General features: G+C 61.8%; 16 protein-coding genes. 9 read left to right on the forward strand and 7 right to left on the reverse strand.

Annotated elements, in window-relative coordinates:
• Positions 1-49 precede the first annotated feature (49 nt).
• The 3 genes from C4K39_RS09965 to acnA all read right to left on the reverse strand — a co-directional run bounded on the left by C4K39_RS09965 (position 50) and on the right by acnA (position 5,559).
• The gene (locus C4K39_RS09965) at positions 50-1,615 is read right to left on the reverse strand and encodes a methyl-accepting chemotaxis protein (protein ID WP_068587887.1); all 1,566 of its coding nucleotides are present in this window, start codon (positions 1,613-1,615) and stop codon (positions 50-52) included.
• A 233-nt stretch (positions 1,616-1,848) separates the two neighbouring features.
• Positions 1,849-2,640 carry a CPBP family intramembrane glutamic endopeptidase gene (locus tag C4K39_RS09970; protein ID WP_068587885.1) on the reverse strand — a complete coding sequence of 264 codons (792 nt, stop codon included), beginning with the start codon at positions 2,638-2,640 and terminating at the stop codon, positions 1,849-1,851.
• Between the two features lie 177 nt (positions 2,641-2,817).
• On the reverse strand, positions 2,818-5,559 hold the full coding sequence (gene acnA / locus C4K39_RS09975; RefSeq protein ID WP_124346256.1) for an aconitate hydratase AcnA: 2,742 nt from the start codon (positions 5,557-5,559) through the stop codon (positions 2,818-2,820).
• A gap of 238 nt (positions 5,560-5,797) precedes the next feature.
• Here acnA and rlmM point away from each other — a divergent pair, with 238 nt between their 5' ends.
• Positions 5,798-6,871, forward strand: coding sequence for a 23S rRNA (cytidine(2498)-2'-O)-methyltransferase RlmM (rlmM, locus tag C4K39_RS09980; RefSeq protein ID WP_124346257.1), 1,074 nt, complete (start codon positions 5,798-5,800; stop codon positions 6,869-6,871).
• A gap of 58 nt (positions 6,872-6,929) precedes the next feature.
• Positions 6,930-7,181: a sulfurtransferase TusA gene (gene tusA / locus C4K39_RS09985; protein WP_011060251.1), complete on the forward strand. Its 252-nt coding sequence runs from the start codon at positions 6,930-6,932 to the stop codon at positions 7,179-7,181.
• On the opposite strand, the gene C4K39_RS09990 is transcribed toward tusA, so the two are convergent.
• Positions 7,178-8,587 carry an MATE family efflux transporter gene (locus tag C4K39_RS09990; protein ID WP_124346258.1) on the reverse strand — a complete coding sequence of 470 codons (1,410 nt, stop codon included), beginning with the start codon at positions 8,585-8,587 and terminating at the stop codon, positions 7,178-7,180. The two genes, tusA and C4K39_RS09990, sit on opposite strands and share 4 nt — an antisense overlap.
• A gap of 184 nt (positions 8,588-8,771) precedes the next feature.
• On the opposite strand from C4K39_RS09990, the gene pdxB reads away from it, so the two are divergent.
• Positions 8,772-9,914 (forward strand): 4-phosphoerythronate dehydrogenase PdxB, encoded by a 1,143-nt coding sequence (pdxB, locus tag C4K39_RS09995; RefSeq protein ID WP_124346259.1) that lies wholly within the window; start codon positions 8,772-8,774, stop codon positions 9,912-9,914.
• Between the two features lie 59 nt (positions 9,915-9,973).
• Here pdxB and C4K39_RS10000 read toward each other — a convergent pair whose 3' ends face one another.
• Complete coding sequence (locus tag C4K39_RS10000; protein WP_011060254.1) at positions 9,974-10,153, reverse strand: PA1571 family protein; 180 nt, start codon at positions 10,151-10,153, stop codon at positions 9,974-9,976.
• A gap of 259 nt (positions 10,154-10,412) precedes the next feature.
• Here C4K39_RS10000 and C4K39_RS10005 point away from each other — a divergent pair, with 259 nt between their 5' ends.
• On the forward strand, positions 10,413-12,182 hold the full coding sequence (locus C4K39_RS10005) for an ABC transporter transmembrane domain-containing protein (RefSeq protein ID WP_164487351.1): 1,770 nt from the start codon (positions 10,413-10,415) through the stop codon (positions 12,180-12,182).
• A 165-nt stretch (positions 12,183-12,347) separates the two neighbouring features.
• Here the strand turns inward: C4K39_RS10005 and C4K39_RS10010 are convergent, their stop codons facing one another.
• Entirely contained in the window at positions 12,348-14,276 is a 1,929-nt protein-coding gene (locus C4K39_RS10010; RefSeq protein WP_124346261.1) for a transglycosylase SLT domain-containing protein, read from the reverse strand.
• 213 nt (positions 14,277-14,489) lie between these two features.
• Here C4K39_RS10010 and C4K39_RS10015 point away from each other — a divergent pair, with 213 nt between their 5' ends.
• Positions 14,490-16,406 carry an ATP-binding cassette domain-containing protein gene (locus C4K39_RS10015; protein ID WP_124346262.1) on the forward strand — a complete coding sequence of 639 codons (1,917 nt, stop codon included), beginning with the start codon at positions 14,490-14,492 and terminating at the stop codon, positions 16,404-16,406.
• A gap of 61 nt (positions 16,407-16,467) precedes the next feature.
• Here C4K39_RS10015 and C4K39_RS10020 read toward each other — a convergent pair whose 3' ends face one another.
• On the reverse strand, positions 16,468-16,905 hold the full coding sequence (locus C4K39_RS10020; protein ID WP_068587872.1) for a universal stress protein: 438 nt from the start codon (positions 16,903-16,905) through the stop codon (positions 16,468-16,470).
• A gap of 99 nt (positions 16,906-17,004) precedes the next feature.
• Between C4K39_RS10020 and C4K39_RS10025 the strand changes: the two genes are divergently transcribed.
• The 4 genes from C4K39_RS10025 (at position 17,005) to C4K39_RS10045 (ending at position 21,678) form a co-directional block, all read left to right on the forward strand.
• A complete protein-coding gene (locus C4K39_RS10025; RefSeq protein WP_068587870.1) occupies positions 17,005-17,442 on the forward strand; it encodes a hypothetical protein in 438 nt (145 codons plus the stop codon).
• A 561-nt stretch (positions 17,443-18,003) separates the two neighbouring features.
• Complete coding sequence (gene fadB / locus C4K39_RS10035; RefSeq protein WP_068587867.1) at positions 18,004-20,151, forward strand: fatty acid oxidation complex subunit alpha FadB; 2,148 nt, start codon at positions 18,004-18,006, stop codon at positions 20,149-20,151.
• 28 nt (positions 20,152-20,179) lie between these two features.
• On the forward strand, positions 20,180-21,355 hold the full coding sequence (fadA, locus tag C4K39_RS10040) for an acetyl-CoA C-acyltransferase FadA (protein ID WP_068587866.1): 1,176 nt from the start codon (positions 20,180-20,182) through the stop codon (positions 21,353-21,355).
• Between the two features lie 86 nt (positions 21,356-21,441).
• Positions 21,442-21,678 (forward strand): DUF1653 domain-containing protein, encoded by a 237-nt coding sequence (locus C4K39_RS10045; protein ID WP_019093731.1) that lies wholly within the window; start codon positions 21,442-21,444, stop codon positions 21,676-21,678.
• The last annotated feature ends 101 nt before the right edge of the window (positions 21,679-21,779 follow it).

Genomic DNA, 21,779 nt, shown 5'->3' on the forward strand with positions numbered 1-21,779 from the left:
AAAAAACCGGAAGCAGCGGCTTCCGGTTTTTTATTGCCTGGCCCTGGGCCTAGCGGTTGAAGCGTTCTACCAGAGAGTACTGGGTGTGCGCGGTATGGGTCAGGGCCTCGCTGAGTTCGGCCGAGTGCTGTGCTTGCTCCGAGGTCTGGTCGGCCAATTGGGCGATGGTACTGATGTTGCGGCTGATCTCCTCGGCCACCGAACTTTGCTCCTCGGTCGCGGCGGCGATCTGGGTGGTCATGTCGGTGATGTTGGCCACGGCTTCGCTGATGCCCACCAGCGCCTGGTCGGCTTCCAGCACTCGGGCCACGCCTTCTTCGGCCTGGCGATGGCCAGCGTCCATGGTCTGCACCGCACTGGCAGCGGTTTGCTGCAGCTTGGCGATCAGGGTGTGGATCTGCCCGGTGGACTCGCTGGTGCGTTGCGCCAATTGGCGCACTTCATCGGCCACCACGGCAAAACCACGACCCATTTCCCCGGCACGAGCCGCTTCGATGGCTGCGTTGAGGGCCAGCAGGTTGGTCTGGTCGGCGATGCCTTTGATCACATCCACGACGCCACCGATTTCGTCGCTGTCCTTGGCCAGCTGGGTCACGGTCTGGCCGGTTTCGCCCACCACCACCGACAGGCGCTGGATGGCTTCACGGGTTTCCCCGGCGATGTTACGGCCTCGGCCAGTCAGGCGATTGGCTTCCTGGGTCGCATCGGCGGTGCGCTGTACATGGCTGGCGACCTCCTGGGTCGTGGCCGCCATCTGGTTGACCGCGGTGGCGACCTGTTCGGTCTCCTGGCGCTGGCGCTCCAGGCCGCTGGAGCTGTTGTGGGCCAGGGTATCGGACTGCCGGGCCTGCTCGTTGAGGTGCTCGGCGGTGTCCTGCAGGCGGGTCAGGCAGGTCTTGAGTCGTGCTTCCTGGCTCAGGATCGACATTTCCAGGCGTGCCTGGGCACCCCGGCTGTCGGTGTACATCTGCGCGATCAGGGGGTCCGAGGTGGTCTGTTCGGCCAGGCGCAGCAGGCGCTTGAGGCCGCGCTGTTGCCAGGTCAGGCCCAGCAGGCCCAGTGGCACCGAGAGACCGGCGGCCAGGACGAAGCCCCAGTGGGAGTTGAGCCAGGCACCGATCATGAAGCTCAGTTGGCTGACCAGGATGAACGGCAGCCAGTCTTGTAGTATCGGCAGCCACTTGTCGCGTTTGGGAATGGCCGATTTGCCCTGGTTGATCCGCTTGTAGAGGGATTCGGCGCGGCGCACCTGTTCGGCGGTGGGCTTGACCCGTACCGATTCGTAGCCCACGACCTTGCTGCCTTCGAACACCGGGGTCACGTAGGCGTTGACCCAGTAGTGATCGCCGGTCTTGCAGCGGTTCTTGACGATACCCATCCATGGCAGGCCTTGTTTCAAGGTGGTCCACATATGGGCGAATACCGCCGCTGGCACATCCGGGTGGCGTACCAGGTTGTGCGGCGCGCGAACCAGTTCTTCGCGGGAGAACCCACTGATCTCGACGAAGGCGTCGTTGCAGTAGGTGATGACGCCCTTGGCATCGGTCGTGGAAATCAACCGTTGTTGAGCCGGGAAGGTACGTTCGCGCTGAGTGACAGGCTGGTTATTACGCATGTTTTTTCAATCCGCAAGGCTTTGATAAGTGATCGGCCGCTTCGGCTTATTATTGAAACTATTTTTCAATAATTGGCATTCGGTCTCATTGGCAGAGTGTGTTGTGTCGTCGTATGCGGCGCCGGCATCCACCGGCGTTGGCGAGGGGCTAATCATTGACCTTCTTCCTTGGCAGTCAATACTTCTGAAGTACTGGTTTGGGCAATTTGCTTGCGGTTTTGCAGTGTCCGGACCTATCCGGCGAGCATTGGATAGGTGAAAAGCCCGAAATGCAGCAGGTTCAGTCCGAAGTGGGTGGCCAGCGCGGCTCCCAGGCCCCCGAACCGATACGCCAGACCGTACCCGATCCCGGCGACGCTCGCCAGCAGCGTCCATTGCCAGCCGGCTCCCAGGTGTGCCAGGCCGAATAGCAGGGCCGAGGCGAGCAGGGCCAGGTTCTCGCCGTAGGGCAGGTGTTTCAGGCGTCGGCTCAGGCCTCCCTGGATATAGCCCCGGAATAGCGCCTCTTCCACCAAGGTCACCAGCAGCAGGTTGTTCAGTACCCACAGCCAGGCCTGGTCCGGCCATTTGGGAGCCCAGCTGATGATGCCCAGTAGCAAGGCGCCACCCAGCGCAGTGATGGCGCACAAGAGCAGGGCCAGGACGCTGGCACACAGCGACAGGCGCAGAGAGCGCCGACCAATGATCCAGGGGCACACCAACAGCAGCCAGAAGCCGATCAGTGGCTTGTCCTGGTTCAGGTACAGGGAAAACGGCACGGCGTCATCAGTGAGGCGTTGCGGATCGATGGCGCGCCCATTGTAGAAGCCGGGCAGCCAGTGCATGGCCAGGGCCAGGGCGACGACCACGAACAGGCCGTGGCCCAGGTATTGGCCAATGGTGCTGCGCTGCTGGCGCACGGCGAAGCCGGCGCACAACAACAGCAAGAGCGAGAGGGCGGCCAGCAGCCCCAGTTGCCCGTAGCTCAGGGCCAGTGCATAGCCAAGGGAAAGGAGTGCCAGGTACATCCATGGCAGAGCGGTCATGGGGAATCCTTGTTGCGAAAGAATGGGTATTGCAGAGACGTTGTCCGGCGCCTGATCTGTAGTCGTTGTTGTGACTGGTCGGTCAGGTTTGGCGGGCGGGGATTATAGCCAGTCGATTTGTGTGCGTTAACCCAATAAAAAACACCGCCCGAAGGCGGTGTCTGTGGCTGTCACGGATCAGGCCGCGATCAACTGGCGCAAGACGTAGTGCAAGATCCCCCCGGACTTGAAGTATTCCACTTCGTTCAGGGTGTCGATGCGGCACAGCACCTCGATCTGCTCACGGCTGCCATCCTCGCGGATGATCACCAGTTGCAGGTTCATCCGCGGGGCCAGTTGCGTGCCGCTGAGGCTAAGGATATCCAGGGTCTCGCGACCGCTGAGCTTGAGGCTCTTGCGATCCTGGCCGGTCTTGAACTGCAGCGGCAACACGCCCATGCCCACCAGGTTGGAGCGGTGGATGCGCTCGAAGCTCTCGGCGATGACCGCCTTGACCCCCAACAGGTTGGTGCCTTTGGCCGCCCAGTCGCGGCTCGAGCCGGTGCCGTACTCCTGCCCCGCGATTACCACCAGTGGCGTGCCCGTGGCCTGGTACTTCATGGCCGCGTCGTAGATCGCCATTTTCTCGCCGGTGGGAATGTACAGCGTATTGCATCCTTCCTCGCCGCCGAGCATTTCGTTGCGGATGCGGATGTTGGCAAAGGTGCCGCGCATCATCACTTCATGGTTGCCGCGCCGTGAACCATAGGAGTTGAAATCCCGGGGTTCCACGCCCTTGTCCCGCAGGTAGCGCCCGGCCGGGCTATCGGCCTTGATGTTGCCGGCAGGGGAGATGTGGTCGGTGGTCACTGAGTCTCCCAGGAGCGCCAGGACCCGCGCGCCGCCGATATCCTTGATCTCTGGCAAGGGGCCTGAGATATCGTCGAAGAACGGCGGATGCTGGATGTAGGTCGAGTCGTCCTGCCAGACGTAGGTAGCGGCTTGCGGCACTTCGATGGCCTGCCATTGGGCGTCGCCGGCAAACACCTCCGCGTATTCCTTGTGGAACATGCGCGTGTTGACCTGGGCGACGGCCTCGGCAATTTCCTGGCTGCTGGGCCAGATGTCCTTCAGGTACACCGGCTGGCCATCCTTGCCCTGGCCCAGGGGCTCGCGGCTGAGGTCGATGCGCACCGTGCCAGCCAGGGCGTAGGCCACTACCAGGGGCGGAGAGGCCAGCCAGTTGGTCTTCACCAGTGGATGCACCCGACCCTCGAAGTTACGGTTGCCGGACAGCACTGAAGCCACGGTCAGGTCGGATTTCTGGATGGCTTTCTCGATCGGCTCCTGCAATGGGCCGGAGTTGCCAATGCACGTGGTGCAGCCGTAGCCCACCAGATCGAACCCCAATTGGTTCAGGTACGAAGTGAGGCCTGCGGCCTGGTAGTAGTCAGTCACCACCTTGGAGCCTGGCGCCAGGGAGCTCTTGACCCAGGGTTTGCGCTGCAGGCCTTTCTCGACGGCCTTCTTGGCCACCAGGCCGGCTGCCATCATGACGTTCGGGTTGGAGGTATTGGTACAGGAGGTGATGGCTGCGATCACTACCGCGCCATTTTTCAGGCGATGGGTCTGGCCGTCATGCTGGTAGTCGGCTTCCCCGACCAGGTCGGCGTTGCCAACGGCGACACCGCCACCGCCTTCGCTTTCCAGGCGACCTTCTTCCTTGCTGGTGGGCTTGAACTGCAGGTCGAGGAAGTCGCTGAAGGCTTGGCCGACATTCTGCAGGGCGACCCGGTCCTGGGGGCGCTTAGGTCCGGCGAGGCTGGCTTCCACGGTGCCCATGTCCAGGGCCAGGCTATCGGTGAACACCGGCTCCTTGCCCGGCAGGCGCCACAGGCCCTGGGCCTTGCTGTAGGTTTCCACCAGTTTCACCAGCGCGCTTGGGCGACCAGACAGGCGCAGGTAGTCGAGGGTGATCTCGTCCACCGGAAAGAAACCGCAGGTGGCTCCGTATTCCGGCGCCATGTTGGCGATCGTGGCGCGATCCGCCAGGGGCAGGTCGGCCAGGCCGTCGCCATAGAATTCGACGAATTTGCCCACCACGCCTTTCTTGCGCAGCATCTGCGTGACCGTCAGCACCAGGTCGGTGGCGGTGATGCCTTCCTTGAGCTTGCCGGTGAGCTTGAAGCCGATGACTTCAGGGATCAGCATCGAGACGGGCTGGCCAAGCATCGCCGCCTCGGCCTCGATCCCGCCCACGCCCCAGCCCAGCACGCCCAGCCCGTTGATCATGGTGGTGTGGGAATCGGTACCCACCAGGGTATCGGGGAAGGCATAGGTGCGTCCGTCTTCATTCTTGCTCCAGACGGTACGCCCCAGGTACTCCAGGTTGACCTGGTGGCAAATGCCGGTGCCCGGTGGCACTACGCTGAAGTTATCGAAGGCGCTTTGGCCCCAGCGCAGGAAAGCGTAGCGCTCGCCGTTGCGCTGCATCTCGATGTCGACGTTCTGCTCGAAGGCGCTGCTGCTGGCGAACTTGTCCACCATCACCGAGTGGTCGATCACCAGGTCCACCGGCGACAGCGGGTTGATCCGTTGCGGGTCGCCACCGGCCTTGGCCATGGCTGCACGCATGGCGGCCAGGTCGACCACGGCGGGGACCCCAGTGAAGTCCTGCATCAGCACCCGGGCCGGGCGGTATTGAATCTCGCGGTCGGAGCGGCGCTCCTTGAGCCAGGCGGCAATGGCCTTGAGGTCGGCACTGGTAACGGTTTGGTTGTCCTCCCAGCGCAAGAGATTTTCCAGCAGGACTTTCAGCGACATGGGCAGGGCGTCGATATCGCCCAGGCTCTTGGCTGCGTCCGGCAGGCTGAAGTAGTGGTAAGTCTTGTCTTCGACTTTTAGGGTCTTAAGGGTTTTCAGGCTATCGAGGGATGGCATTGAATGACTCCTTTGAGCCCGCACGGCTACGGGCCTTGGGTACGAACAGAGCATTAACCTAGCTCTGTTTGGGGCTTATCGCTAATCACTGGACTCCAAGCCTGAGTCCAAGGTTCCTAACTCGGTTATCATGCGCCGGTTTTCGTGACAGGCTTTGCGCTTGTCCTGTTTCCATTGATTCAGGGCACTTTCGGGCAGGTTTGCGCATCGATTCATCGCCAGTTGCCCAGGAGATTCAATGAACACCCTGTTTTTCCATTGCCGTCCCGGTTTCGAGGGCGAAGTCTGTTCGGAGATCGCCGATCACGCGGCTCACCTGAACGTCTCCGGTTATGCCAAGGCCAAGCCCGGTACTGCTTGTGCGCAGTTCATCTGCACTGAGCAGGATGGGGCCCAACGCCTGATGCAGGGCCTGAGCTTCGACAAGCTGATCTTTCCCCGGCAGTGGGCGCGGGGAGGTTTCATCGATCTGCCGGAAACCGATCGCGTCAGTGCGATCCTGGCCTACCTGGCCCATTTCCCACAGTGCGGCAGTTTATGGCTGGAAGTGGTGGACACCAACGACGGCAAGGAACTGTCGACTTTTTGCAAGAAGTTCGAAGGCCCGCTGCGCAAGGCCCTGCTCGGGGCCGGCAAGCTGGTGGAGGAGGCCAGCAAGCCGCGCTTGTTGTTGACGTTCATGAGTGGCCGCGAAGTGTTCGTCGGGCTGGCCGATGCCGGTAATTCGGCGATGTGGCCCATGGGAATTCCACGGCTGAAGTTCCCCCGGGAAGCTCCCAGTCGCTCGACCCTGAAGCTTGAGGAGGCCTGGCACCACTTCATTCCCCGCGAGCAGTGGGACGAGCGCTTGCACAGCGACATGACCGGCGTCGACCTGGGCGCTGCGCCGGGAGGCTGGACCTGGCAACTGGTCAATCGCGGCATGCTGGTGACCGCGGTCGATAACGGGCCAATGGCCGAGAGCCTGATGGACACAGGCCTGGTCCAGCACCTGATGGCCGACGGTTTCACCTACAAGCCTCGTCAGCCGGTGGACTGGATGGTCTGCGACATCGTCGAGAAACCGGCGCGCAACGCAGCCTTGCTGGAGACGTGGATCGGCGAGGGGCATTGTCGCGAGGCAGTGGTCAACCTGAAGCTGCCGATGAAGCAGCGTTATGCCGAGGTGAAGCGCTTGCTGGAGCGGATTGAAGAGGGGTTCAAGGCCCGGGGGATTCGCGTGGCCATTGGCTGCAAGCAGCTGTACCACGATCGAGAGGAAGTGACCTGCCACCTGCGCCGCCTGGAGCACAAGCCCGCCCGCTCGCGCTGAGTCCCTCGCCACATGACCGGCATTGCGCGACAATGCCGGCCAGTTTCAGGAGTGAACCATGAGTCAAATCATCGATACGCCGGTTGACGGCACCCTCGACGCCACCGGGCTCAACTGCCCGGAGCCAGTGATGATGCTGCACCAGCACATTCGTGATCTACCGCCGGGTGGACTGTTGAAGGTGATTGCCACCGACCCGTCCACCCGCCGCGATATTCCCAAGTTCTGCGTCTTCCTGGACCACGAGTTGGTGGCGCAGCAGGAAGAGGCCGGGACCTACCTCTACTGGATCCGCAAGAAGCTCGATTAACTCGCCGAGCGGCTGATGCGAATCTGCTTGCGTGCACTGCGCACCAGGCGGATCGAAAGCATCAGCGCGGCGCAGCTCAAGCCGACGATCAAGCCCTCCCAGAGGCCGCTTGGTCCCCTGGGGGCACCGAACCATTCGGTCAGCCCCAGGGCATAGCCCACCGGCAGACCAATGCCCCAATACGCGAACAAGGTCAGGATCATCGTCACCCGAGTGTCCTGGTAGCCGCGCAGTGCCCCGGCGGCAGTCACCTGGATGCCGTCGGAGAACTGGAACAGCGCGGCATACACGATCAGCATCGATGCCACCTGGATCACCAGCGGGTCGGCGGTGTAGATCGAGGCGATAGGCTCGCGCAGGAAGAACATCAGGCTCGCTGACAAGCAGGCATAGACGAGCGCGGTGGCCATGCCGACGCCGGCGCTGAAGCGAGCGTTGCGTGGTTCCTGGCGTCCCAGCGACTGGCCGACCCGCACGGTCACCGCCATGGCCAGGGAGTAGGGGATCATGAACATCAGGGCGCTGACGTTGAGGGCAATCTGGTGTCCGGCCACTACCGTGGCACCCAGGCTGCCGATCAGCAGGGCGATCACCGCGAAGATGCTCGATTCGGCGAATACCGCGATGCCGATGGGCAGGCCGATGCTCAGCAAGCGCCCGATCATCGCTCCTTGTGGCCAGTCGAAACGGCTGAACAATTGAATCTTGCGGTAGGCCGGGGCCCAGCGAATCCAGCCGGCCATGCCCAGCATCATGGCCCACATCACGATCGCCGTGGCCCAGCCGCAGCCGACACCGCCCATGGCCGGTACGCCGAAATGACCGTAGATGAAGATGTAGTTGATGGGGATATTCAGGGCCAGGCCGCAGAGGCCGATGACCATGCTCGGCACCGTGCGGCCCAGGCCATCGCTCAAGCAGCGCAGCACGTAATACAGCGCTACCGCGGGCAGGCCGCTGGCGATGCCGTGCAAGTAGCCCATGCAGGGCCCGATCAGCTCCGGATCGACCTTCATCAGGTGCAGCACCGGCTCGGCACTGACCAGTATCAGCATGGCCGAGATCCCGGCCACGATGGCCAGCCACAGTGCCTGGCGCACCAGCGGGCCGATTTCATCGAGCTTGTCGGCGCCGAAACGCTGGGCCACCTTCGGCGTGGTGGCCAGCAAGGTGCCGGTCATCAAGAGGAACACCGGGATCCAGATCGAGTTGCCCAGCGCCACGGCCGCCAAGTCGCGGGGGCCGACTCGCCCGGCCATCACGGCATCGACGAAACCCATGGCGGTGGTCGCCACTTGGGCGATCATGATCGGCAGGGCAAGAGCCAGCAGATCCTTGAGTTCACGGCCAACCCGCACGGGACGGCTGGTGGGGAGGGGAGTGGATGAGTCGATCACGGAATTCACGGGGCGGAGCGTCCATAGGTGGTGTTGCGCAGGACGCGACAGTCTACGCGTTGACACCGCAGTCAGGAAAAAACCCGTGTTGTGGATTTGTAATGCCCAGCGGCCAATTTTTCTGCGCCTGCACGCTGTGCTGGTTCGTGCCTGGATCTGGGCCTAAACTGCGGCTCCCCAAGAGGAGCCTGCCATGTTGATTGTTGCCGACGAAAACATTCCCCTGATCGATGAGTTCTTTGCCGGTTTCGGCGAGATCCGGCGCTTTCCCGGGCGCGCCATCGATCGGCAGAGCGTAGCGCAGGCCGATGTCCTGCTAGTGCGTTCGGTGACCCGGGTCGACCAGGCTTTGCTCGAGGGGAGCCCGGTACGTTTTGTCGGCACTTGCACCATCGGTACCGATCACCTGGACCTGGACTACTTCCAGCAGGCCGGCATCACTTGGTCCAGCGCGCCGGGATGTAACGCCCGTGGCGTGGTGGATTACGTGTTGGGCAGCCTGCTGACCCTGGCCGAGCTCGAGGGTGTCGACCTGGCCCGGCGCTGTTACGGCGTGGTCGGGGCTGGCGAGGTGGGGGGGCGGCTGATCGAGGTGCTGCGCGGCCTGGGCTGGAACGTACTGGTCTGTGATCCCCAGCGCCAGGCGGTGGAAGGTGGCGACTATGTCAGCCTGGAGCAGTTGCTCGAGCGTTGTGATGTCATCAGCCTGCACACGCCGCTGACCCGGCATGGCGAGCATCGTACCTGGCACTTGCTGGATCGCCAGCGCCTGGAGCGGCTGCGCCAGGGAACCTGGTTGATCAATGCCGCCCGGGGCCCGGTGGTGGACAACCGTGCACTGCGTGAAGTGCTGGTGCAGCGCGAGGACCTGCAGGCGGTGCTGGATGTCTGGGAGGAGGAACCCACGGTGGACAGTGCACTGGCCGACCTTTGCGTGCTGGCCACGCCGCACATCGCCGGCTACAGCCTGGATGGCAAGCAACGGGGGACGGCGCAGATCTACCAGGCGTTCTGCCGGCATTTTGGTCATGCCGAGCAGGTTCGCCTGGAGACCCTGCTGCCAGCCCCCTGGGTGGCGCAGGTCAGCCTGAATGCCAGTGCCGATCCGGCCTGGGCCCTGGCAGCGATCTGCCGGGCGGTGTATGACCCGCGCCGGGACGATGCGGATTTTCGGCGTAGCCTGTCGGATAACGTCGCCCTGCAGCGCAGTGCTTTCGACGGGCTGCGCAAGCATTACCCTGAGCGCCGTGAGATCGACGGTTTGCAGGTGCGAATCCAGGGCGAATCAGCGGCTTTGAGCAGGATCGTCCGGGCCCTGGGAGCCAGCCAGGTCTAGTGAGGCGCCCATAAAAAACCCGGCCACCAGGCCGGGTCAAGAGGACGTGAGGCTATGTGTCAATCTTGCCGAGCAGGCTTGACCAGTCGCTTTTCCAGTTCGCGGCAGGCGTTCTGGATCATGTCTTCAGTAATAGGTACTTCGCGGCCTTGGGCGTCGATGATGGCACACCCCAGAGACTGGTTAGGCTGGGTACGAATTACTTGAATCTTGTCATTGCTGCTGTGTTGCAAGGACATGGCCTGTCTCCTCATCAGGTTGTGTGCTTACTTTAGAATGACCGGGTGACCAAGCTGTTACAGATCACCGCCAGGGCTGGCCCGGTAACTTCACTCCAACAGAAATACCTGGGGAGTGCCAGGCATAGATTAGACCGATAATCTCTAGGTCCTAGTGTTACTGGTCATAATCAACCTGACTCATTGTGATTTACCAAAGTTCCTGCGAATTCATCTCGTTGCCGAGGCTGCGACGGATCGAACGCTGGTGCGTCAATGGATGAACGGCATGCTTTCTTCTCGTCATCGCCGGGCCTTGAAACTGGCCGGCCGCTTTATCGCTCCCTACCGTTGGCAGGCGTTGGGAGCCTTGCTGGCACTGATCCTGACTGCGGGCATTACCCTGTCCATGGGGCAGGGTATCCGGCTGTTGGTGGACCAGGGTTTCATGACCCAGTCCCCCCATCTGCTGAACCAGTCCATCGCCCTGTTCCTGCTGCTGGTGCTGGCCCTGGCGGTGGGGACATTCGTGCGCTTTTACCTGGTGTCCTGGATTGGCGAGCGCTGCGTGGCGGACATTCGGCGCCAGGTGTTCAACCACTTGATCTACTTGCACCCTGGCTTCTACGAGAACAATCGCAGTTCGGAGATCCAGTCCCGGCTGACGGCAGACACCACGTTGCTGCAATCGGTGATCGGCTCGTCCTTGTCGTTGTTCCTGCGCAACGCCCTGATGGTGCTGGGTGGGGTGGTGCTGTTGTTTATCACCAACCCCAAGCTCACCAGCATCGTCGTGATCGCCTTGCCGCTGGTATTGGTACCGATCCTGTTCTTCGGTCGCCGAGTGCGCAGCCTGTCGCGCCTGAGCCAGGACCGGATCGCCGATGTCGGCAGCTATGTTGCGGAAACCCTCGGCCAGATCAAGACAGTCCAAGCCTACAACCACCAGCCCCAGGACGAGCAGCGTTTTGCCGTGACCGTGGAGGAGGCGTTCCGTACGGCGCGCCAGCGCATTGTCCAGAGGGCCTGGCTGATCACCCTGGTGATCGTGCTGGTTCTGGGTGCCGTGGGAGTGATGCTCTGGGTCGGTGGCATGGACGTGATCGCCGGGCGAATTTCCGGCGGTGAGCTGGCCGCCTTCGTGTTCTACAGCCTGATCGTCGGCAGTGCCTTCGGGACCTTGAGCGAGGTGATCGGCGAGTTGCAGCGGGCGGCAGGGGCTGCTGAGCGAATTGCCGAACTGTTGCGGGCAGACAGCATCATCCTGGCGCCCGAGAGCGGATTGGTGAGCCTACCGGCTAGGGTGCAAGGCGCATTGCAGCTCGAGGGGTTGCGGTTCGCCTATCCGTCGCGCCCGGACCGTTATGCCCTGGATGGCCTTTCCCTGAATATCCAGGCCGGAGAAACCCTGGCACTGGTCGGGCCTTCGGGGGCCGGTAAATCCACTCTCTATGATTTGCTGCTGCGTTTCTACGATCCGCAGCAGGGGCAGATCCTTCTCGATGGCGTGCCCCTGACCCGTCTCGATCCGCTGGACTTGCGCCGTTGCTTTGCCCTGGTGTCCCAGAGCCCGGCGCTGTTCTACGGCAGTATCGAGGAGAACATTCGCTACGGTAATCCCGGTGCGAGCCTGGAACAGATCCAGGAGGCGGCAAGGATCGCCTACGCCCATGAGTTCATCGAGCAGATGCCCCAGGGGTACCAGACCCATCTGGGCGATGCGGGGCAGGGGCTGTCTGGCGGCCAGCGCCAGCGCCTGGCGATTGCCCGGGCCTTGCTGGTGGATGCGCCGATCCTGTTGCTGGACGAGGCTACCAGCGCCCTCGATGCGCAAAGCGAGCACCTGATCCAGCAGGCCTTGCCGAGCCTCATGAGGAACCGCACCACCCTGGTGATTGCCCATCGCCTGGCGACGGTGAAGAATGCCGACCGCATCGCGGTCATGGATCAGGGTCGTCTGGTGGCGGTAGGCAGCCACCAGCAGTTGCTTGTCAGCAGCCCGTTGTATGCGCGGCTGGCAGCGCTGCAATTCAGTGATGGTTCGGTTTGATGGCTGCGTGCTCCTATCGCCGCTGCCGAGCTTGCGAGGCTGCGCACGAGGACGCAGCCTCGCCACTCACAGTATCGCGGCCGCTTCGTACCCGATCACAACCAAGGGGCGGGGGATAGACGAAAAAAAGCCCGCTACCATGCGGGCTTTTTACTGGGTGGGGCGCTAGAGGTCGTCGAAGTACCGCTCATGCCAGTCCACCAGGGGTTGCGGCGAATTGAGCTTCTGGCCGTAGATCACCGAATAGGACAGGACGTTCTGCACGTACTGGCGGGTTTCATCGAAGGGAATGCTCTCCACCCAGACGTCGAAGCTCAGGTGGTCGGCCCCCTTCAGCCATTGGCGTACCCGCCCCGGGCCGGCGTTGTAGGCCGCGGAGGCCAGTACCCGGTTACCGTTGAACTGGCTATGGACCTGGCTGAGATAGGCCGCGCCCAGTTGGATGTTCTTGTCCGGGTCCAGTACCTGCTGCGGCGATGCCAGGGGAATGCTGAACTTGCGTGCGGTTTCCTTGGCGGTACCAGGCATCAATTGCATCAGGCCGCTGGCTCCGACACCGGAGCGGGCGTCATCCATGAAGGCGCTTTCCTGGCGGGTGATGGCAAATACCCAGCTTGAATGCAGGCCGCGGACCTTGGCCTCGCGTACCAGGGTGTCGCGATGGGCCATGGGGAAGCGAATGTCCAGGTCGTCCCAGTACTGGGCCTGGCTGATGGTGCGGATGGCCGGGAAGTACCATTTGAGGTCATAGGCCAGCCGCGCCTGGGCGACCATTTCGTCGCGGTTGAAGTGCCGGCTGACGTGGTACCACTCGCGACGTCCGTCGACGATCTGTCCACGGGCGTGGAGCTCCAGGGCGCGACGCACCCCAGGGGTGTTGCGTACCTTGTTGATCACCGCCTGACTGAGCATCAGCGGCTGGTTGTTCAACTGGTAGGGTGCCTTGGCATGGTCGGCGGCGAGGAAACCATAGAAGTCGCGCTCCCGGGACAGGCCCTTGAACAGTGCCTGGGCCTGGGGGTTCTTCGGTTCCGCCAGTTCCAGGCTGCGCGCTTGCCAGTAGCGCCAGCGGTTGGTGCTGGCCAGCTCCTGGGGCAATTTGCGGGTCAGCTGGTAGGCGTCTTCCCAGCGCGCCAGGCGCAACAGCAGGCGCAGGCGCCATTCGGACACGGTGTTGTCCCGCAGCTCGGGGTCGTACTTGGTCATCACGTCCAGGGCGCGGCTGTCGAAGCGGCGGGCCAGGGTCAGGCCGATCTCGCGGGCGATGGCCACTTTTTCGTCACGGGAGAAGTGCATGCTGCTGGCATAGCCGTCCAGCAACGCCATGGCCTTGTCCGGGTCCTGGCGGGCCAGGCGACGCAGGCCGAGGCCGACCACGTCGGACATGGCTTCGTTGACGGGCTGGAAGCGCGAAGGCTGGCTCAGCAGCTCCGGTTTCTGGGCCACGTCCACCAGCAGGCGGCCCTGGGGTGCCAGGGTGGTCATGCTGTTGACCAGGCTGTTGGCCAGGGCGTAGTTACGCGCTTCGGCCGCCAGCTTGGCCCGTTGCCAGCGTTTTTGTTCGGTCAGCTGGCCTTCGGCGGCCCACTGGCCGAACAGGCCGTCGCAGGCCGCCGGCTGGGACTTGCCGCTCAGCCAGAGCTTTTCGGCGGTGGCGTAGCCCTCGGCCTTGAGGTTGTGGCCCAGCTGGTACTGGCCGTTGAGGCAGTCGAGCTCGGTGAAGTTGAGCTTGGGGTCGTAGTACTTGGTGAAGGTCGCCCAGTCACCGCGTTCTGCCAGCCAACGTAGCCAGCGCAGTTTCATCCAGTTGGCCTGCGGCAGGTCGCCATGTTCGGCGAGGAACTTCTCGATCTCGGCATTGCTGGCGGACTTCAGCCGGGCGGTGAGCTCGTCGTAGGCCAGGTACGGCTCGAGGGGGTAGTCGCGCAGGGCATCGGCATAACGGAAGTAGGGGCCGGAGTCGCCCTTGGCCAGGGCGCGCTTGGCTTCGTCGTAGTACTGGCGCTGCAGGGTCAGGTCTGCCGCCTGGGCGGATTGAGCGGCAGTAGCGGAAAGAAGCAGACAGGATAAGAGGCTGAAAAGGCGACTGCGCATGAGACATCCGGGCAGAGAAATCATGACAAGTGCCGACAGGGCCAACACTGATTGTTCACTAGCTTAGCCTTTTGCCAGCAACCGGTAAAAGCTTTGCCGGCCCGCTGGTATCAGTTGGCAACAAATGTTGTAGCAATGCCGCCGGTGGCGAAATAGCCGGCCTTTAACGGGCGCAAGTCAGGTAGAATGCGCGCCCGGTTTTTGGAGAAGAACATGACCCTGCTCAAATTAAGCGATGTGTCCCTTGCTTTCGGCGCCATGCCGTTGTTGGACAAGGTGTCCTGGCAGATCGCCCGTGGTGAGCGGGTGTGCATCATCGGTCGTAACGGCACTGGCAAGTCCAGCATGATGAAGCTGGTCAAGGGTGATCAGAAACCCGACGACGGCTCCATATGGCGCGCACCTGGCCTGAAGATCGGCGAGTTGCCCCAGGAGCTGCCGGTGGCCGACGGTCGGACGGTGTTCGACGTGGTCGCCCAGGGGCTGTCGGGGGTTGGCGAGTTGCTGGCCCAGTACCATCACCTGAGCCAGAACATCGTCACCGATGCCGACCTGGAAAAGCTGATGCACGTCCAGCACGACCTTGAAGCCCGTGATGGCTGGCGCTTGCAGCAGTTGGTGGACAGCACCCTGAGCCGTCTGCAACTGCCGGCCGACAAGACCCTGGCCGAACTGTCCGGTGGCTGGCGCCGGCGTGTCCTGCTGGCCCAGGCCCTGGTGGCGGAGCCGGACCTGCTGCTGCTCGATGAACCGACCAACCACCTCGACATCGGTGCAATCGCCTGGCTCGAGGAGGCCTTGAAGGACTTCCCGGGGGCCGTGCTCTTCATCACCCACGACCGTTCTTTCCTGCAGAACCTGGCTACCCGCATCCTCGAGCTGGACCGTGGCGGCCTGATCGACTGGAACGGCGACTACGCCAGCTTCCTGGTCCACAAGGAAGCGGCATTGGCGGCGGAAGAAACCGCCAATGCGTTGTTCGACAAGCGCCTGGCCCAGGAAGAAGTCTGGATTCGCCAGGGCATCAAGGCCCGTCGCACCCGTAACGAAGGTCGGGTGCGAGCACTCAAGGCCTTGCGCGTGGAGCGCAGCCAGCGTCGCGAGCGCACCGGCAAGGCCAACATCCAGCTGGAAGCGGCGGACAAGTCCGGCAAGCAAGTGATGGTGCTGGAGAATGTCAGCTTCGCCCATCCGGAAGGTCCGTTCCTGGTCAAGGACTTCTCCATGGTCCTGCAGCGCGGTGATCGTATCGGCCTGCTGGGTGCCAACGGTACTGGCAAGACCACTCTGCTCAAGCTGATGCTCGGTGGCCTGGTGCCCAGCAGCGGTAAGGTCGAGGAGGGGACGCGGATCGAGGTGGCCTATTTCGACCAGCTGCGCCATCAACTGGACCTGGAAAAGACCGTGATCGACAACGTCGCCGAAGGCCGCGACTTCATCGAGATCGATGGCCAGAACCGCCACGTGCTCAGCTACCTGGGCGACTTCCTGTTCAGCCCACAGCGGGCCCGTACGCCCGTCAAGGCGCTATCGGGTGGTGAGCGGGCGCGGTTGCTGTTGGCCAAGCTGTTCAGCAAGCCGGCCAACCTGCTGGTGCTGGACGAACCAACCAACGATCTGGACGTGGAGACCCTCGAGCTGCTCGAAGAGGTGCTGTCGAACTACCAGGGCACAGTGTTGATGGTCAGTCACGATCGGGCATTCCTCGACAACGTGGTGACCAGCACCCTGGTGTTCGAGGGTGAGGGGCGCGTACGCGAGTATGTCGGTGGTTATGAGGACTGGATTCGCCAGGGTGGTTCGCCACGGTTGCTGGGTGTGACCGAGAACAAGTCCGGCAAGGCCGAGCTGAACTCCGCGGTAGTACCACCGGTGCAGGCATCGGCGCCGGCACAGGATGCACCTGCAGCGAAGAAGAAACTCAGCTACAAGCTGCAGCGCGAGCTTGAGGCACTGCCAGGGCAGATCGAGGCGATGGAGCAGCGCATTGCCGCTGTCGAGGCCGAGATGGCCGATGCCGGTTTCTACCAGCGTCCCGTGGCTGAGACTGCGGCGGTCATTGCACAGCTGGAACAGTTGAATGCCGAGCTGGACCAGATGGTCGAGCGCTGGGCGGAGCTGGATGCCTGAGTGACCGGCGCCATATGAAAAGCCCGATTCTAGAGTCGGGCTTTTTTTCGAGGCCGAATGCTTAGCGCTTGGCCAGGTGGACCGCGAGTACGTCGCAGGGGGCGCCGTGCAGGACGTCATTGGCGGTGGAGCCCAGTAGCAGGGCAAGGCCGTGGCGGCCATGGCTGCCGACCACGATCAGGTCGCATTCCTGTTCCTTGGCCAGGTGATGGATTTCCTGGCGCGGTTGGCCATAGGTCAGGTGGCTGTACTCCTTGGTCAACTCCGGGTACTTGTTGATCAGCCGATCGAGGCGTTCCCTGGCCTGGTCGAACTGTTGTTGCTGCAGTTGCGAAAGATCCATCGGGACATCGCCGCCAAAGGCCATGGCCATGGGTTCGACAATATGTACCAGCGACAGCTTGGCGGAATTGCTTACCGATAGCTCGCGAGCACGATGGATAACAGGATCGCACTCTTCGGTTAGATCTACGGCGACCAGAATATGGTGGTAGGACATGAGGCGCTCCTCCTGAGGATTGCAATTGCTTCAAGTATGGCTGGTTTCAAGCGGGTTGGTTCCAACCAGGCCCGCTCATCAAGAATCGAGAGTACAGATATGACGGTCTGGATAGTGGTGTCAATCCTTGTGGTGGTCCTCAGCCCTTGGGCATGGTTGCGACCTTCGCGCCGCCAGAATGGGTTGATCGCCTTGCGCATGGAGGCCCGGCGAATGGGGCTGGCCATGCAGCTGGCGCCCCAGCAATGGCCGCATTGGCTGGGGCAGGAGCCTCCTGATCCTTGTCCGCAATATCATCGGCCGCGACGCAATGGCCAGGCCGCCTGCTGGAGTTATTGGCAGGTAGAACCCGGTAACTGGGTCAATCAATGGCGCGAGCCCTGTGACGATGAGTCACTGCTCAAGCAACTGCGCAGCTTGCCCTTCGGCGTGTTCAAGGTTGAAGCGGACAAGCAGATGATCGCCGTGTATTGGAATGAGCGCGGTGAAATCAGTGTATTGCAGGACATTGCCACGGTCCTCAAGTCCCTGGCTTGAGGGCTGGGCAGGCAGGCGTAGCCAAGGTGCTTGCGAGCAGCAAGGGCGCGAGCTTGGCATTGGGAGGGCTGGCCGGCCAAGTCGCTGTCATGGAGCCATCCGGTATAAGCGCGGGCGCGGCTCGCTCTTGCGTTCATTCGACACGGTGCCTTCGATCGAAAGGCCCTGTTTTCTCTCTAGATATCTTCCTGATGTAGTTGCCTTTGGTCCGTGGCAGCGGAGATTTAGGGCGATTTTTCTAAATATTGATCCTATGAATGACTATAAATGCAGGGGCGTGTTGGTGGTCCGTGCAGTGCGGGAATGACCGCAAAGTCGCGTTTCAAACGGCATTTTGGACGATTGACAATTCGTGGATTTTCCGTGAATGTGGCGTACCCAAATCAAACGGGCGTATGAAATGAGCGTTTATATCTTAGGCGACTCTATACAGATTCCCGACTATCGCGTTGGCGGGTGTGCCTGGCGGATTGGCGTTAGCATCGACGGTGACGTCAGTGCCATGCCAGAAGTTAGCGTCCGACGTGTACTGTTCAGCTTCCATATCGTGGAGATCAGTTGATGATTTACGAAGGTAAAGCCATCACGGTTAAGGCTCTTGAAAGCGGTATCGTCGAATTGAATTTCGACCTCAAGGGTGAGTCCGTCAACAAGTTCAACCGTCTAACCCTGAACGAATTGCGTCAGGCTGTTGACACCATCAAGGCAGATGCTTCGATCAAGGGCGTGATCGTCAGCAGTGGCAAGGACGTGTTCATCGTCGGCGCCGACATCACCGAGTTTGTCGATAACTTCAAGCTGCCGGATGCGGAGCTGGTGGCGGGCAACCTCGAAGCCAACAAGATCTTCAGCGATTTCGAAGACCTTAACGTGCCGACCGTTGCCGCCATCAACGGCATCGCCCTGGGCGGCGGCCTGGAAATGTGCCTGGCGGCGGACTACCGCGTCATGTCCGCCAGCGCCAAGATCGGCCTGCCGGAAGTCAAGCTGGGCATCTACCCGGGCTTCGGCGGCACCGTGCGCCTGCCGCGCCTGATCGGTACCGACAATGCCATCGAATGGATCGCCGCCGGCAAGGAAAACCGTGCCGAAGACGCGCTGAAAGTTGGTGCCGTGGATGCAGTGGTGGCCCCTGAGAAGCTCAAGGATGCTGCCCTGACCCTGATCAAGGGGGCTATTTCCGGCGAGTTCGACTACAAGGCCAAGCGCCAGCCGAAGCTGGAGAAAATCAAGCTCAACGCCATCGAGCAGATGATGGCTTTCGAAACCGCCAAGGGTTTCGTCGCAGGCCAGGCAGGTCCGAACTACCCGGCGCCGGTCGAAGCGATCAAGACCATCCAGAAGGCTGCCAACTTCGGTCGCGACAAGGCCCTGGAAGTGGAAGCAGCCGGCTTCGTCAAGCTGGCCAAGACTTCGGCCGCTCAGAGCCTGATCGGCCTGTTCCTGAACGACCAGGAACTCAAGCGCAAGGCCAAGGCCTACGATGAGATCGCCAAGGATGTGAAGCAGGCCGCCGTACTCGGTGCCGGCATCATGGGGGGTGGCATCGCTTATCAGTCGGCTTCCAAAGGCACGCCGATCCTGATGAAGGACATCAACGAACACGGTATCGAGCAGGGCCTGGCTGAGGCTGCGAAATTGCTGGTAGGTCGCGTCGACAAAGGTCGCATGACCGCAGCGAAGATGGCTGAAGTGCTCAACGGCATTCGCCCGACCCTGTCCTACGGCGATTTCGGCAATGTCGACCTGGTGGTCGAGGCTGTCGTCGAGAACCCCAAGGTCAAGCAAATCGTCCTGGCCGAGGTCGAGGCACAGGTCAAGGAGGACACCATCCTGGCGTCCAACACCTCGACCATCTCCATCAGCCTGCTAGCCAAGGCCCTCAAGCGTCCGGAAAACTTCGTCGGCATGCACTTCTTCAACCCGGTGCACATGATGCCTCTGGTGGAAGTGATCCGTGGCGAGAAGTCCAGCGAACAAGCCGTGGCCACCACCGTTGCCTACGCCAAGAAAATGGGCAAGAACCCGATCGTGGTCAACGACTGCCCGGGCTTTTTGGTCAACCGCGTGCTGTTCCCGTATTTCGGCGGTTTCGCCAAGCTGGTCAGCGCTGGCGTGGACTTCGTGCGCATCGACAAGATCATGGAGAAGTTCGGCTGGCCGATGGGCCCGGCCTACCTGATGGACGTGGTCGGCATCGACACCGGCCACCACGGCCGTGACGTGATGGCCGAAGGCTTCCCTGATCGCATGAAGGACGATCGCCGTTCGGCCATCGACGTGCTCTACGAGGCCAAGCGCCTGGGCCAGAAGAATGGCAAGGGCTTCTACGCCTACGAGACCGACAAGCGCGGCAAGCAGAAGAAGGTCGCCGATCCGTCGGTGCTGGAAGTGCTCAAGCCGATCGTCTACGAGCAGCGTGAAGTCACCGACGAAGACATCATCAACTGGATGATGATCCCGCTGTGCCTGGAAACCGTTCGCTGCCTGGAAGATGGCATCGTCGAGACCGCTGCCGAAGCCGACATGGGTCTGGTCTACGGTATTGGTTTCCCTCCATTCCGTGGCGGTGCGCTGCGCTACATCGATTCCGTCGGTGTTGCCGAGTTCGTTGCCCTGGCCGACCAGTACGCCGATCTGGGCGCGCTGTACCACCCGACCGCGAAGCTGCGTGAGATGGCCAAGAACGGCCAGAGCTTCTTCGGTTAAGCGCCCACACTAGAGCGAGAGTGAACATATGAGCTTGAATCCTAGAGACGTCGTGATTGTCGACTTCGGTCGTACTCCGATGGGCCGCTCCAAGGGCGGCATGCACCGCAACACCCGTGCCGAAGACATGTCGGCACACCTGATCAGCAAGCTGCTGGAGCGCAACGCCAAGGTCGATCCGGCGGAAGTCGAAGACGTGATCTGGGGCTGTGTCAACCAGACCCTGGAGCAGGGCTGGAACATCGCCCGCATGGCCTCGCTGATGACCCAGATCCCTCACACGTCGGCTGGCCAGACCGTCAGCCGCTTGTGCGGCTCGTCCATGAGCGCACTGCACACCGCGGCGCAGGCGATCATGACCGGTAACGGTGACGTGTTCGTCGTCGGCGGCGTCGAGCACATGGGCCACGTGAGCATGATGCATGGCGTCGATCCGAATCCGCACATGTCCCTGTATGCGGCCAAAGCCTCGGGCATGATGGGCCTGACTGCCGAGATGCTGGGCAAGATGCATGGCATCACCCGTGAGCAGCAGGACGCCTTTGGCCTGCGCTCCCACCAGCTCGCCCACAAGGCGACCCTGGAGGGCAAGTTCAAGGACGAGATCATCCCGATGCAGGGTTACGACGAGAATGGCTTCCTGAAGCTGTTCGACTACGACGAAACCATCCGTCCGGACACTACCCTGGAAAGCCTGGCGGCCCTGAAGCCGGCGTTCAACCCCAAGGGCGGTACCGTGACTGCCGGTACTTCGTCGCAGATCACCGACGGTGCCTCGTGCATGATCGTGATGTCTGCTCAGCGTGCCCAGGACCTGGGTATCCAGCCGATGGCAGTGATTCGCTCGATGGCGGTAGCAGGTGTGGATCCGGCGATCATGGGCTATGGTCCAGTACCGGCTACGCAAAAAGCCTTGAAGCGTGCGGGCCTGGGAATCGCTGATATCGACTTCTTCGAACTTAACGAAGCTTTCGCCGCACAGGCCCTGCCAGTGCTGAAAGATCTGAAAGTACTCGACAAGATGGACGAGAAGGTTAACCTGCACGGCGGCGCAATCGCCCTGGGTCACCCGTTCGGTTGTTCCGGGGCCCGTATCTCGGGGACGCTGCTCAATGTCATGAAGCAGAATGGCGGCACCTTCGGTGTGTCCACCATGTGCATCGGCCTTGGCCAGGGTATCTCGACCGTCTTCGAACGCGTTTAAGCGTTGGGTTGATGGAAGCCGGGGCCCTGTGCCCCGGTTTTTGTTTTTCTGAAGATTTTTAATTTTTTTTGCAAGAGGGCCAGAGCATGCAGTTACAACCCGGGCTCTACCAGCATTACAAAGGGCCGCAGTACCGCGTCTTCAGCGTGGCGCGGCATTCGGAAACGGAAGAAGAAGTGGTGTTCTACCAAGCCCTGTATGGCGATTACGGCTTTTGGGTACGCCCCTTGAGCATGTTCCTGGAGTCAGTCGAAGTTGACGGCGAGCAGGTCCCACGCTTTGCTTTGGTGCAGGCCGAACCCAGTCTTTTTTCACCGGCTTGAGCGCAGGTCGCGCAGTACCCCGCGCTTGACCTCACCTTGTTGCCACTATATATAGCGGTGCCGCGTCAGGCGCCATCCGCCTCAACTTCTCGAATTCAGGA

The organism is Pseudomonas sessilinigenes (genome assembly GCF_003850565.1).
GTDB classification, from domain to species: Bacteria; Pseudomonadota; Gammaproteobacteria; order Pseudomonadales; family Pseudomonadaceae; genus Aquipseudomonas; species Aquipseudomonas sessilinigenes.

Excerpts from the sequence above, each read along its gene's own strand:
- C4K39_RS09965 (WP_068587887.1), bottom strand. The coding sequence starts at position 1,615 with ATGCGTAATAACCAGCCTGTCACTCAGCGCGAACGTACCTTCCCGGCT.
- C4K39_RS09970 (WP_068587885.1), bottom strand. The coding sequence starts at position 2,640 with ATGACCGCTCTGCCATGGATGTACCTGGCACTCCTTTCCCTTGGCTAT.
- acnA (WP_124346256.1), bottom strand. The coding sequence starts at position 5,559 with ATGCCATCCCTCGATAGCCTGAAAACCCTTAAGACCCTAAAAGTCGAA.
- rlmM (WP_124346257.1), top strand. The coding sequence starts at position 5,798 with ATGAACACCCTGTTTTTCCATTGCCGTCCCGGTTTCGAGGGCGAAGTC.
- tusA (WP_011060251.1), top strand. The coding sequence starts at position 6,930 with ATGAGTCAAATCATCGATACGCCGGTTGACGGCACCCTCGACGCCACC.
- pdxB (WP_124346259.1), top strand. The coding sequence starts at position 8,772 with ATGTTGATTGTTGCCGACGAAAACATTCCCCTGATCGATGAGTTCTTT.
- C4K39_RS10000 (WP_011060254.1), bottom strand. The coding sequence starts at position 10,153 with ATGTCCTTGCAACACAGCAGCAATGACAAGATTCAAGTAATTCGTACC.
- C4K39_RS10005 (WP_164487351.1), top strand. The coding sequence starts at position 10,413 with ATGAACGGCATGCTTTCTTCTCGTCATCGCCGGGCCTTGAAACTGGCC.
- C4K39_RS10010 (WP_124346261.1), bottom strand. The coding sequence starts at position 14,276 with ATGCGCAGTCGCCTTTTCAGCCTCTTATCCTGTCTGCTTCTTTCCGCT.
- C4K39_RS10015 (WP_124346262.1), top strand. The coding sequence starts at position 14,490 with ATGACCCTGCTCAAATTAAGCGATGTGTCCCTTGCTTTCGGCGCCATG.
- C4K39_RS10020 (WP_068587872.1), bottom strand. The coding sequence starts at position 16,905 with ATGTCCTACCACCATATTCTGGTCGCCGTAGATCTAACCGAAGAGTGC.
- C4K39_RS10025 (WP_068587870.1), top strand. The coding sequence starts at position 17,005 with ATGACGGTCTGGATAGTGGTGTCAATCCTTGTGGTGGTCCTCAGCCCT.
- fadB (WP_068587867.1), top strand. The coding sequence starts at position 18,004 with ATGATTTACGAAGGTAAAGCCATCACGGTTAAGGCTCTTGAAAGCGGT.
- fadA (WP_068587866.1), top strand. The coding sequence starts at position 20,180 with ATGAGCTTGAATCCTAGAGACGTCGTGATTGTCGACTTCGGTCGTACT.
- C4K39_RS10045 (WP_019093731.1), top strand. The coding sequence starts at position 21,442 with ATGCAGTTACAACCCGGGCTCTACCAGCATTACAAAGGGCCGCAGTAC.